Origin of the sequence: Streptomyces sp. NBC_00203 (assembly GCF_045206325.1) — a bacterium.
Lineage (GTDB): Bacteria > Actinomycetota > Actinomycetes > Streptomycetales > Streptomycetaceae > Streptomyces > Streptomyces lutosisoli.
In genome coordinates this window covers 3,381,652-3,394,031 of the sequence record NZ_CP108126.1, presented here as the reverse complement: position 1 = coordinate 3,394,031, position 12,380 = coordinate 3,381,652, and the positions used below count along the sequence as shown (strand labels likewise).

At 70.7% G+C, this 12,380-nt stretch carries 7 protein-coding genes; 2 read left to right on the top strand and 5 right to left on the bottom strand.

Annotated elements, in window-relative coordinates:
- Positions 1-1,173 precede the first annotated feature (1,173 nt).
- Positions 1,174-2,460, bottom strand: coding sequence for a hypothetical protein (locus OG975_RS15375; protein WP_406329722.1), 1,287 nt, complete (start codon positions 2,458-2,460; stop codon positions 1,174-1,176).
- Positions 2,461-2,673: 213 nt separating this feature from the next.
- Here OG975_RS15375 and OG975_RS15370 point away from each other — a divergent pair, with 213 nt between their 5' ends.
- On the top strand, positions 2,674-3,417 hold the full coding sequence (locus OG975_RS15370) for an SDR family oxidoreductase (RefSeq protein WP_406329720.1): 744 nt from the start codon (positions 2,674-2,676) through the stop codon (positions 3,415-3,417).
- 16 nt (positions 3,418-3,433) lie between these two features.
- Here the strand turns inward: OG975_RS15370 and OG975_RS15365 are convergent, their stop codons facing one another.
- Both OG975_RS15365 and OG975_RS15360 read right to left on the bottom strand, forming a co-directional pair.
- Positions 3,434-4,957 (bottom strand): serine/threonine-protein kinase, encoded by a 1,524-nt coding sequence (locus OG975_RS15365; RefSeq protein WP_406329719.1) that lies wholly within the window; start codon positions 4,955-4,957, stop codon positions 3,434-3,436.
- Between the two features lie 47 nt (positions 4,958-5,004).
- A complete protein-coding gene (locus tag OG975_RS15360; protein ID WP_406329718.1) occupies positions 5,005-5,754 on the bottom strand; it encodes an SDR family NAD(P)-dependent oxidoreductase in 750 nt (249 codons plus the stop codon).
- Positions 5,755-5,974: 220 nt separating this feature from the next.
- Here OG975_RS15360 and OG975_RS15355 point away from each other — a divergent pair, with 220 nt between their 5' ends.
- A complete protein-coding gene (locus tag OG975_RS15355; protein WP_406329717.1) occupies positions 5,975-6,919 on the top strand; it encodes an alpha/beta fold hydrolase in 945 nt (314 codons plus the stop codon).
- 142 nt (positions 6,920-7,061) lie between these two features.
- On the opposite strand, the gene fxsT is transcribed toward OG975_RS15355, so the two are convergent.
- Positions 7,062-11,006 carry an FxSxx-COOH system tetratricopeptide repeat protein gene (gene fxsT, locus OG975_RS15350; RefSeq protein ID WP_406329715.1) on the bottom strand — a complete coding sequence of 1,315 codons (3,945 nt, stop codon included), beginning with the start codon at positions 11,004-11,006 and terminating at the stop codon, positions 7,062-7,064.
- Positions 11,003-12,316, bottom strand: a complete 1,314-nt coding sequence (locus OG975_RS15345) for a TIR-like protein FxsC (protein WP_406329713.1) — start codon at positions 12,314-12,316, stop codon at positions 11,003-11,005. Before OG975_RS15345 ends, fxsT begins: the two co-directional genes overlap by 4 nt.
- Positions 12,317-12,380: the final 64 nt, after the last annotated feature.

Sequence of the window (12,380 nt, the reverse complement as noted above, 5' to 3'; positions counted from 1 at the left end):
GCCCGGGTTGACTCGCGGTTGGCCGCCCGGGCAACCTCCAGCACCGCGTCCCTCTCTCCAGCCGCGCCAACAGCTCGGTGTTCGCCTGTTCCAGGCGGGAGACCTGGCGCCCCGTACGGCCCGACCTGGTTGCGGAGTTCCCTGCCGACGAGCGGTCGTCCAGGGCCAGTACCGTCACCCCGTCCGCTTCCTGTGCTTGCGCGACGACCTCACAGTCCAGCAGGCTTCGCCCTTCGGCAGCTGACAGAATCCAGGCCGCCCTTCTCGCAGAGCGTGTGGTCAGGGAGCAGTAGAGCTGCCGTGTGAAGATCTGCGCCTGGTCGTCGCTGATCGCGTAGGGCCAACTGATCGCTGCCGCGATCGTCCGGGCCATCTGATCGGCGAGTGCGACCGAGTCGCAGACGTTCAGGATGGCGAGGCGGGGTGGGGAGCGAACGCGGGCGATCTGTCTGCACAGGTCTCTGTACGCGATGGACAGATCGCTGCCTTCCTGGGTGAGGTGGACGCCGCCGAACGCACTGTGTGCCGCGATGTGCAGAACCGCGGGGGTGTACTGGTCCAATGCCGGGCAGATTTTCCAGGCCGAGCCGTGTGGGCCGGGTAGCCGCGGCGATGAACCGCCGGCGGTGCTCGTCCCAACGGGCGTGCGCCACCTGGACGTTGGGGCCGAGGTGACGGCCAATCAGGGTACGAAGATGGCGCCGGATCAGGCATGTTCGGCAGGGATTCACCGCATTCGCAACCGGACCCATGCCGTTCGCGGGCCGGTGCGGGAGCCGGTGTCCTGCCGGGGGAGTACATGTGTCCCGGTCGGATCCTGCTCCGGGGGTAGGAGGGACGCCTCCGTGGGCACGATGTGTCTGGGCGCGTCGGCGAGGACGCTGGGCTCATCAGGCATGAGGAGGGCGTCATGAACCGTCAGATCCGCATCCGTACCAGCCGTCGGCCCGCAGCTCCCCGCGATCTGACGATCGACCGGCGGACGCCCTCGGGACGACTGCTGCCGTACTGACCTGCTGTCGTACTGAGTTGCTGCCGTACTGACCCGCTGTCGTACTGGCCTGCTGCCATACGACCTGCCGACCGGGAGCGGCGCGGCACGCCGAGTCTGAACGCCGGGGTTTCAGCGTTTCAGCTCGACGTGCCGCGCCGCTCTGTACGGCGGCTCAGTCGTTACCGACGCGCCGCGCGGCGGCGTACCAGCACGACCGCGCCCGTGCCGGCGACGAGGGCCGCGGCTGCCGCGCCCGCGAGGGGCAGGGTCGAACCGGAGCCGGTGCTGGCCAGGTCGCCGCCGCCGGTGGAAGAGGTGGAGCTGCCCGAGGTGCCCGAGGTGCCGGTCGTCGAGGAACCGCCCGTGGTGGAGGCGCCCGTGGAGCCGGAACCGCCGGTGGACGAGGTGCCGGAGCCTCCGGTGGACGAGGTCGAGCCGCCACCGCCCGTCGAACCGGTACCGCCGGTCGAGCCGTCACCGGTGACGTCGAGGGTGATGTCGGCCGTGTCGTTCGCCTTGTTCTCGTCGAACGGGCGGGACTCCGTGTCGAGCATCACCGAGCCCTTGGCCCCCGACACCACCTTGTTGATCTTCAGCGTGAAGTCGTAGGCCGTGACCTCGCCCTCGTTGAGCCACGACTGGCTGGTGCCGCACTCGTAGCTTCCGGAGCCGACCTTCGTGCAGTGGGGGGATGTCTTGGTGACCGTCGTACCGGCGGGCATGTCGATCAGAACCTTCGACACCGAGTGGCCGAGGGGCTTCAGGACCCAGCCAGGCCCGGCGTTGGTGAACTTCGCGTTCAGGCTGACCGTGTCGCCGACGCGGCCCGTCAGCTTTCCTCCGGTCACCTGGAAGTCGGCCGTGTTGTCCGCGGTGATCTCCACATTGGCCGCGTCCCATTCGGGGTGGTCCGCGTCGCCGGCGCCGGGCGTGGCGCCGGGCTGCTCGACCAGCTTCACCGCGGGGCCGGTGCCGCGTACGGGCTCTTCGGCGCCGTCGTCGCCCCCGGAGTTGTAGCTGGTGACCGCGATCCGGAGCTTGTCGTACAGCACCCAGTCCTGGGCCTTCAGGGTCAGCGTCTTCTCGGGTGCGTAGACGACGCCGGGCTCGACCGTCTGGTCGAACTCGCAGACCGCGTCGGAGTAGCTCGGGGCCTCGTCGTAGGAATGGATCTCGTAGCGGAGGCAGTTGGAGGGCAGCTCCGTGTGGGCGAGGCCGCGGGTGACGTTGTACGAGAGCCAGACCTTGTCGAGCGCCGCGGAGCCCTTGTTGGTGAAGGTGACCGGAACGTCGAAGCTGCTGCCCGGCTTTATGCCGTCGGTGACGGAGACCGGGCTCAGGGCAAGACCGGGCTGCGGGTCGTCCGCGGCGGCCGCGGGCGCGCTGCCCAGTGCGACGAGAGCGACGGCGCCGATCGCGCCGGCGGTCTTGCGGAGCATGTGACGGTCGGAAGCGGTGCGGCGCATCAAGGTCCCTCTGCGTTGGCCGGGTTAAGCCTCGGAGATGGATGGGGGAACGACGGGGAAACCGCCGGTCCTCGGGCATCTGACTGCTCTCGCCGCCGAAGGGTTGTACCGCGGTGTTCGCCGGACCAGGGCGCCGGAGGTCTGCCTTTCGGGCCGGACTCGTGATAGAAGCGGCGGAAGGGGATTGCCGGTTCACGAGAATGGGGTTCTTCCATGAGGGCTGTGGTGGTCGGGGCGTCGAGTGGGCTGGGCCGGTGCATCGGGGTCGATCTCGGGCGTCGCGGGGACCAAGTCGCCCTGCTGGCACGCCGGTACGACCGGCTGGTCGACGCGGCGAAGGAGGCGAGTCCGGGCACGCTCGCCATCGCCTGCGACGTGACCGACGAACCGTCGTGCCAGGCGGCGATCGAGGAGGCCGCCGCCGGGCTGGGCGGCATCGACGCGCTCGTCTACGCGACCGGGATCGGGCCCCTCGCCCCGATCGAGAAGCACGACTCCGCCACCTGGCGCCGGGTCCTGGAGACCAACGTGATCGGTGCGGCAGTCGTCACCAACGCCGCGCTTCCGTATCTCTCGGCCTCGCGCGGTGTCGCCGCCTACCTGTCCACACTCGGCGCCACGCTCACGCCCGCCTGGCCGGGATTCGCCGGCTATCACGTGAGCAAGGCGGCCCTGGAGAAGCTCGTCGAGGCGTTCCGGGTCGAGCACCCGGCCGTGGGGTTCACCCGGTTCGTCGTCAGCGACTGCGGTGGGGGAGAGGGGGATGCCCGGACCGAGTTCAACACGGGCTGGGACATGGCGTACGCGGCCCAGGTCATGCCGGTCTGGAGGCAGCGCGGCTATCTCAACGGCGCCCTGCTGGAGTTGGAGGAGTTCCTCCGCGTCTTCGACACCGTGCTGCGCTGCGGCGGCACCATCCCCGAGGTGACCGTGATGCCTCGACCGCCTGTCGCCTGAGGGTCTCCTCCGCGGCCTACGGGCGCGTGCAGCGGCCGGTCGGTTGCGTCGCCGGTGGGTGGCACTGCAGGACCGAGTCCGCCGCGCTCTCGCTCAGATAGCGGCCGAGGCACGTGTTCGCCGTGGTCCTGCCGCGCTCCGCGCAGAAGGCGAGTGCGGCCTGACCGTCGGCGAAGGGGCCGGGCGCGTAGACCACCCAGTAACCGGGGCGCAGGGAGGCGTACTTGTCGCTGCGCAGGATCTTCGCCTCGGGGACGGACCTCCGGATCTTCGCGAGCCTGAGGTCCCGCGCCGCGGTGCCCGTGCCGACGGGCTCGGAGTAGAGCTGGGCGATCCAGCGGCCGGTCGACGCGGGCGGGGTCGTCCCGGTCGCGAGGGAGGAATCCGTCGCGGACGGCGTGGGGCTGGGTGTGGGGCTCGGGGGTGTGGTCGTCCGGGGCTGCGAGGGCGCCGTCGTATGCGCCGATGAGCCCGGGCTGCCGCCGCCCGCCTTCTTGTCTCCCGGATCGCGCAGGGTGAGGAACAGCGTGGTCGCCGCGGCGATCGCGAGCACCGCGGACACGGCGACGGCGACGGCGATCGTCGTACGGCGACGGGGCCGGGGCCGGTCCGGGGCGTACGGCGAGGAGGGGACCGGGGGCGCCGGCCGGCGCCGGGTGGGTGCGGGCGGTGGCACAGGGGCGGTGGGTGGCGGCACCGCCGCGGTTCTCGTCGGCCGCTCCCAGTCCGGTGTCGTCTCCGATTCCACGCGCGCCAGCATCGCGTCCAGCCGCTCCGCGTCGGGGCGGGCGGCGGGGTCCCGTACGAGCAGGGCCTGGAGTACGGGTGCGAGGGGACCGGAGCGCACCGGCGGGGGCAGCGGGTCGTCGAGGACGGCGGCCAGGGTGGCGAGGGTCGTCGCGCGGCGCAACGGGTTGACGCCCTCCACACAGACGTAGAGGACGAGGCCCAGGGACCAGAGGTCGGACGCCGGGTCGTCGCCGTGGCCGCGGATGCGCTCGGGGGCCATGTACTCGGGCGAGCCGACGAGTTCACCGGTGACCGTCAGCGAGGTCGACCCCTCCAGGGCCGCGATGCCGAAGTCGGTGAGGACGGCGGTTCCGTCGGGGCGGAGGAGGACGTTGGCGGGTTTGACGTCGCGGTGCTGGATGCCGGCGGCGTGCGCGGCCCGGAGGGCGGAGAGGATCTGCCGGCCGAGCCGCGCCGCCTCCGTCGGGGGCAGCGGGCCGTCGGCGAGGCGTTCCTGGAGCGAGCTGCCGGGCACCAGCTCCATCACGATCCAGGGGTGGGGATCGGCGTCCACGATGTGATGGACGGTCACCACATGGGGATGGCTGAGCCGGGCGAGCGCCCGTGCCTCGCGCAGCACCCGCTCCCGTATCGCGTCGGAGGCCGCCGCGTCCGGGCGTACGGCCTTGAGGGCGACCTCCCGGTGCAGCACGGTGTCGCGGGCCCGCCACACCGTGCCCATCCCCCCGCTGCCGAGCCGCTCGATCAGTTCGAAGCGGCCGTCGTCGACCGTGTCCCCCGGTGCGTTCATGCGCGACAGGCTAAGCGACCTCGGGGAGGATGGAGGGCACAGGGCGCCTAACGCCCCAGTGCGGCACCGCCGTTGATGTGGAGGAGCTGGCCCGTCAGGTACGCCGCCTCGGGTGAGGCCACGTACCGGATGGCGGCGGCGATCTCCGACGGATGGCCCGGCTGCCCCGTGAGGGACTGGGCCACCCGGGACGCGACGAACTCGGGGGTCGCGCGGTCGCCGAAGAACTCCGTGTCGCCGACGAAGCCGGGGGCGACCGCGTTCACGGTGATGCCCTCGGAGCCGAGGCGCTGGGCGAGGTCGTACGTGTACGTGTTGATCCAGCCCTTGGAGCCGCCGTACGAGCCGGGGCCGCGCAGCGAGGCGATCGAGGAGAGCTGCACGATACGGCCGCCGGGGCGCCGGAGGTGCGGAAGCAGAGCCTCGGTGAGCAGGACCGCGGTCAGGACGTTGGCGTCGAAGTTGCTGCGGTAGCTGTCGGCGACGGAGGCGAGCGAGCCGTCGTGCGAAGGAGCCACGTTTCCGCCCGCGTTGGCGACCAGTACGTCGACGGGGGTGTCGTCCGCGGTGATGAACTCCCTTGCGGCACCGACCTGTTCGGGGTCGGCCAGGTCCGCCGCGTACCAGGACGCGGTCCCGTCCCCGTGGCGCTCGTCCAGCCCCTCGGCCGCCTTGCGCAGGACGTCCTCGCGACGGCCCAGGAGCACCACCCGGTCGCCGTCCGCCGCGAACGCCTCCGCCGTCGCCAGGCCGATTCCGGTTCCGCCGCCGGACACCACCACACGCCGCCCGCTCATGCCCACCCCGCCCGTCTTCATCATCGTCCCCGGATGTGAATGCCGATCACATCTACGTACGGGATGCGACGCTACGGAGGCTGCGGTACGGCGTCAAGTGGCTTGATATGAAGCCTGGTTGACCTGCGAATTCGTTTCGCCGTACGGGCTGGTGGGCAGGGATCGTGCAGCGTTTGTCCCGGTCCACCGGGCCGGGGGAAACCGGGGGAGGGGGAGCGCTGTGCGTGACCATGTGCGGACGAGGGACGGGCGGCTGCTGCGCGTCGAGGTCTCGGGGGATCCGCGCGGTCGCCCGGTGTTCCTGCTGCACGGGATGCCCGGCAGCCGGGTCGGACCCCGGCCGCGGTCCATGTTCCTGTACCAGCGCGGCACCCGGCTCATCAGCTACGACCGTCCGGGGTACGGGGGTTCCGACCGTATGCAGGGACGCCGGGTCGTCGACGTGGTGCAGGACGTGGCGGAGGTCGCCGACGCCCTGGGCATCGAGCGGTTCGCGGTGGCCGGGCGGTCCGGAGGCGCTCCGCACGCGCTGGCGTGTGCCGCGTTGATGCCGGAGCGGGTGACTCGGGCGGCGGCGCTGGTCGGGCTGGCGCCGCGCAATGCCGAGGGGCTGGACTGGTTCGCGGGGATGGCGCCGTCGAACGTCAATGAGTTCCGGACCGCGTTCACCGATCCCGAGCGGTTTGTCGCTCGGCTGATTCCGCGGTCCGCCGCGATTCGGCGGGATCCTGTGCGGTTGCTGGAGGAGCTGCGGCACGAACTCACCGATGACGACCGGCAGATCGTGTCGGACAACACGATCCGGTCGATGCTGTTGCGCAACTACCGGGAGGCGTTGCGGACTTCGCCGTACGGGTGGGTGGACGACGCGCTGGCGTTGACCGGGTGCTGGGGGTTCGAGCCGGCGGAGATTCAGGTGCCGGTGTTGCTGTGGCACGGGGTGAAGGACGTGTTCTCCCCCGCCTCCCACTCGTCCTGGCTCGCGGCGCGTATCCCCCGGGCGACGGCGGTCCTCGAACCCACCGCCGCCCACTTCGCCGCGCTACGGGCCCTCCCGAAGGTCCTGACCTGGCTCCTCGCCGACCCCACCACCGAGAGTCTCGCCCCCGCCGCCCCTACCCGTCCCATCCGCACCTGGGGGCTGCGCCCCCAGACCCCCGCTTAAACGTCGGCTGCGGGCCGGTGGGGGCTGGTCGCGCCCACGCGGCGGAGCCGCATATCGACACAGCCCCGCGCCCCTAAAAGATTGCGCAGTTCCCCGCGCCCCTTAAGGGGCGCGGGGAACTGCGCAATCTTTTGAACCCCCCTCACACTGCCAGCGGCTCCAGGTCGCGGTAGATGCGCCGTTCGTCCGCCGCCACCCGCGTCATCCCGTTGTCGTCCCCCAGCAGCGCCCGCAACTCGGACAGCGCCTCGTCACGAAGACGCCGAGCCTCGTCCTTGCGCCCCAACGCGGCCAGCGTCAACGCCGAGTTGATGACGATGGCCAGCGTCTCGGGATGGTGCGCTCCCAGGACCGTTCGGAGGGTGACCACGGCGTTCTCCTCCAGTTGCCGGGCCTCGGTGAGGCGGCCCTGATCGGCGAGGACGTTGGCGTAGTTGATGCCGGTGAAGAGGGTGTGCGGGTGCTGTTCGCCGAGTACCTCGCCCATGCGGCGCAGGACTTGGCGGAACACCCTCTCCGCCTCCTCGGCGTCGCCGCAGCCCCAGTGGAAGATCCCGAGGTTGTTGAGCGCGGCCTGGGTGTAGGGGTGGGCCTCGCCCGGGACCTTCATGTACTCGGCGAGCGCCTCCTTGGCGACCTCGCGCGCGGCCTCCCGCTCGTCGGCGGCGAACAGGTCGGCGGCCATGTTCAGATCGCAGGCGAGCGAGTCGGGGGTCGATTTCGCGTACTGGGCCCGGTACTGGGCGCGCGTCGCCGTCGTCAGCCGGCGGGCGTCCTCGAGCTGGCCCGCCCTGCGCAGCGACACGGCGAGCGACTTGGCGCAGCTCAGGGTGCCGGGGAACTCCTTGCCGAGGATGCGTTTGTGCGCGTCGTACGCGCGGGAGAGCACGGTCACCGACTCCGCGTAGCGGCCTACCTCCCGCAGGTCACGGCCCACGCGGGCCGCCGAGGCGAGGGTGTACGGGTGGTCCGGGCCCAGGACCTCGATGCGCCGGTCGTAGGTGTCCTGGTCGAGAACGCGTGCCTCGCCGTAGCGGCCGACCATGCGCAGGGCGAGCGCGCGGTTGTTGGCCGCGCTGAGGGTGCGTCGGTGCGACTCGTGGAAGATCTGGCTGAACCCTTCGTGCGCCTCCTTCGCGAGATCCACCGCCGACCCGTACACGCCCAGCGCCGCGAGGTCGCTGGCGAGGCCGGACATGGTGACGTAGGTGTGCGGATGCGAGGGGCCGAGCACCCGGCGCTGGCGTTCGAGGAGTTCGGTGTTGATCTCCCGGGCTTCCACGTAACGCCCCTGGGAACGCAAGATGTTGCCTAGCTGGCAGCGCAGGTAGAGGTACTGGACGTCGTCCTCACCGAGGATCGGCTTCCAGTGGTTGAGGAGATCCTCCGCGAGCGCCTGGGCGCCGGCGAACTCACCGCGCTTCCACAGATAGCGGACGCGGTCGATGAGCAGCCGACGGGTGTCCGCCTCGGTGCAGTTGCGGGCGTCGGAGGCGCTCAGGTGCGGCCAGATGACCGCGAACCGCGGCCAGGTCTCGGGGTCGTCGATCGGTTCGTCACCGTCGGGCCGGCAGCCCGCGAGCACGGTGTGCACGACATGCCGGGCGTGCCGCTGCTCCTCCTCGGTCAGCTGCGAGCGGATCACCGCCTGCACCAGCCGGTGCACCTGGATGCTGTTGCTGACCTGGTCGACCTTGGCGAGCGCGAACCGGCCGATCTCGCGGATGACCCGGCCGAGCAGCAGACTCTCCTGGAGGGCGGGGTCGTACGGCTTGAGGGCGTCGATCATCTCCTTGCTGTAGAGCAGATGCGAGGAGATCGGTTCGGCGGCCAGGAACGCGCACAGTTGCAGCAGACGTACCGAGGCGGGGGAGCGTTCCTTGAGCCGCGCTATGGAGATGTTCCAGGTCGCGGCCACCGTCTTGGGGTAGTCGGGGGGCTGGTTGAGGTCCAGCACTTCGGTGGTCTGTTCGGCCAGCTGCCGCAGATACTCCTCGATGGGGGTGGCCGTCTCGGCGAGCCAGGCAGCCGCCTGTTCGACGGCCAGCGGCAGATCGCCCACCGCGGTCGCCACCTGGTCGGCCTCCTCGGCGGTGAGTCCCGAGGCGCGCCGGGTGAGGTGCTCGACGCTCTCCTCGCGCAGGAACACGTCGATGGGCAGGGAGGCGCCCTGCTGCGCCCAGGCCTGGTTGCGTGAGGTGACGAGGATGTGCCCGCCGCCTCCGGTCGGGAAGTAGCGGGTGAGCCGGCTGGGGTCGTCGGCATTGTCGAAGACCAGGATCCAGCGCTTGGTCGGCGCCCCGCGGCCCAGCATCTGCACGGCTTCCTGGCTGGCCACGTTGATGTCCTCGCCGCCGGGCGCCCCGATGCGGGCGGCGAGTTCGGCGAGCGAGGAGACGACGTTGCCGGGGTCCTCGGCGGAGATCCACCACACGAGGTCGTAGTCCGCCATGAACCGGTGCACGTACTCCAGCGCCACCTGCGTCTTGCCGACGCCGCCGAGCCCGAACAGCGCCTGCGGCTGAGGCAGTACGACGGACATGCCGCCGCCGAGCTGGTCGCGGACCCGGTCCAGGATGACGTTGCGGCCGGTGAAGGTGTTGTTGCGCTGAGGTGCGTTCCAGATGCCCGGGGTGCTGCCGGGGAAGCGGGGACCCGAGGGGCCGCCGTCGACGGGCCGGCCCGGCAGCTCCAGGACGTCGAGCAGCGCGGTGATGCACTGGGACTCGTCGAGCCGGTGCAGCACGACCGGGTTGTGGTCGAGATACGACTCGGGCAGCCGGACCTCGTCGACCCGCAGCGGGACCAGCGTGCCGCCGGCGGCTCCCATCGCGTCCATGTCGGATTCGATGAGGGCACGCCACACGGCGTCGGCGTACCGGGACTTGCGGAAGGCGTTCGACAGCAGCACGAGGGTGCGCGTCGCCGGATCCTGGTGCTCGACGGGTCCGGTGGAGATGTCGTGCGGGACGACGTTGCAGCCGACCCGCTTGAGCAGCGCCTCGGCCCAGTCGGCCCACATCCGGTTCTCCGCCGCGTACACGATGACGACGTCGGCGGCCGTCGTCATCGGCCGCCGCCGCAGGAACGCGTCGCGGCAGCGCAGCCGCACCGGCTCCGGCACCGGCGGCAGCGTGGTGACCTCGCCGTCCGAGATGACCGCGGTGAGCCGCTCGAAGGCGGACAGCAGCGAGTTGGCGATGCCGCTCTCGTCGCCGACGGTGGCGAGCGTCTCCTCGTACGCGTAGTACGGGCGGTACGGGATCTCGACGGCGCCCCAGTACGTGGTCAGCTCCTCGCCGCCGAGCTCCTCGCCCCCGAGCCCCTTGGGCAGCCCGTCGAACTTCAGCCGGGCCAGCGCCCGTCCCGCGTCGACCTTCTCCTTCTCGCCCTCGTCGATCCGCATCGGCACGGGCAGCACCCGGATCTTGCGCTTGCGGTAGCCGTCCTCGACGCTGCGGGCCACTGCCGCCGCGCCGTCGAGGGACTGGTCGCTGAGCGTGAAGCAGTCCACGAGCACGTCGGGCATCTGCATGGTGCAGATGTCGGCGTTGTCGGACAGCCCGGTCCGGCTGTCGATCAGCACATAGTCGTACGACGCCTTCATGTCGTCGCGCAGCGCGTCGAGGAACAGTCCGCCGCCGAGCCGCTCGTAGAAGTTGTCCCACTCGAAGGACGACACGGTCGCGGAGTACGAGCGGTCCTGGCGTCCGGCGGAGAGGAAGTCGAGCGAACCGCCGTCCAGGAAACGCAGCCCGAGCCGCTCCGGCGTCAGGGAGATGGCATGCCGCTCGACGCGCGCGAAGTCCAGATGCCAGGCGCCGGAGCGCTGGGTTCCGGTGGTCGCGGCCCAGGCGTACTCGTTGATGATGTCGATGACACCGGTGGTGGCGGCCAGCGCGTTCGGATCGAGGAAGGGGTGGAAGAAACGGAAGAGCCCCGGAGCCTCCAGGTCCCAGTCGACGGCCAGGACCCGCTTGCCGTTGGCGGCGAGGATCCACGCTGTGTTGGCCAGGGCCATGGTGCGCCCTGTGCCCCCTTTGTACGAGTAGAAGGTGATGATCCGTCCGTCCTGCACGGCCGTCATGCTTCTTCTCCTCCGTGGTCGGATCCGCCTTCGGGGAGCGGCGGGTGGGTGGGGCCCATCAGACGGGGCCGGCGGATCGGCGGGCCCACGGGCGGATGCGCCTCGGCGTGCTTGAGGTACTGCCGGGTCGCGTGCGCGACGACGGCCGGAAGGACGTCGGTGAAGGCCTTCAGAGTGGGGACGCCGTTGACGGCGACCCGGCAGTCGGTACGCCGGCCCCGGTCCAGGATCGACGGCAGTGTCCGCTCCAGGTCGGCCGCCAGCTTGCGGCCCTCCTCGCCGTGGCACTGGATGTCGGCCCGGTTCCAGGGGACGATCGCACTGACCCAGGGGCGGGCGTTCGCGTCGAACGCCCTGAGTCTGCGCTGCCGTTCCTCGTCGGTCAGCGCCCACCGGTCGATGAGCAGAATCCCGGGGTGGCTCGGCGCCGCCTTGTCGGAGTCGTCCGCCACCAGGGTCTCGCCGGTGTCCTCGTCGTCGAACGACGACACCGTGATCCGGTAGTCGAGGGACCGGATCAGCTCCTCGGCGAGCGAGGGCAACGGCCGCGTCGACTCCGAGTGGTACGGATTCCAGTCCTGGGCGTCCTCACCGTAGGGGCGGGTGTCACGGTGCTCGGGAATGCTGTGCCGGGTGGGCGCCGCGACGGTCAGATGGATACGCCGGGGACCCTCGCCCCGCGGCTTGAACGCGCTCGGCGTGCTCTCGTACGGGCGGGGCCTGCTGGACGGCAGCGGCGACTCCTGGGCGACCCGCACGATCCGCTGGGCGAGCCCGAGGACGGTCTCCTCGTACTCGTCGTGCAGCCGGTTGAGCTTGATCAGACCGTAGATCCCGTTGGCCGCGTACCGGTCGCCGAACGGCGCGTGATCCACATGGATATGCCTTACGGAGTCCGGGAGTTGGGCGTAGTCGATATGCGTCCACAGCGCGGGGACGATGGCGGGCACGGCACCGGAACCGGTGGCCCGGGCGCGCAGAATACGTTCGTTGAACGCGAACCATTCCCGGCCGCAACTCTCACTGGTGAAGTATCGCGGCGAGAACAGCGGCACGAACACCCGGCATGAAGCGAGATTCTCACTGAGCTTTTCCGGCCATCCGTCACCCGAGCGCATCTCCCGGTCCATGAAACCGGCGGGCGCGCCCGCAGGGAGATCCGTGAGCGCCATGATGTGGTCGCACAGATCCGTGAAGAGGACGTGCACCCAGTGATCCGGATCGCCGTTGCCGGGCCCCCAGGCCGGCGTGTGGGCGTAGCTCAGGAAGAAGTACGGCCGGTTGTCCGATGCCCGTTCAGGTATGTCCACGTGCCCCCCTGCCTGTGGATGTGCCCTTACGGGATGTTCACCTGGCCGGAACCCACAATCTTCC

What these genes read in the sequence shown, in the direction of transcription:
- OG975_RS15375 (WP_406329722.1), bottom strand. Translation starts at nt 2,460, where the DNA reads ATGCGCCGCACCGCTTCCGACCGTCACATGCTCCGCAAGACCGCCGGC.
- OG975_RS15370 (WP_406329720.1), top strand. Translation starts at nt 2,674, where the DNA reads ATGAGGGCTGTGGTGGTCGGGGCGTCGAGTGGGCTGGGCCGGTGCATC.
- OG975_RS15365 (WP_406329719.1), bottom strand. Translation starts at nt 4,957, where the DNA reads ATGAACGCACCGGGGGACACGGTCGACGACGGCCGCTTCGAACTGATC.
- OG975_RS15360 (WP_406329718.1), bottom strand. Translation starts at nt 5,754, where the DNA reads ATGAGCGGGCGGCGTGTGGTGGTGTCCGGCGGCGGAACCGGAATCGGC.
- fxsT (WP_406329715.1), bottom strand. Translation starts at nt 11,006, where the DNA reads ATGACGGCCGTGCAGGACGGACGGATCATCACCTTCTACTCGTACAAA.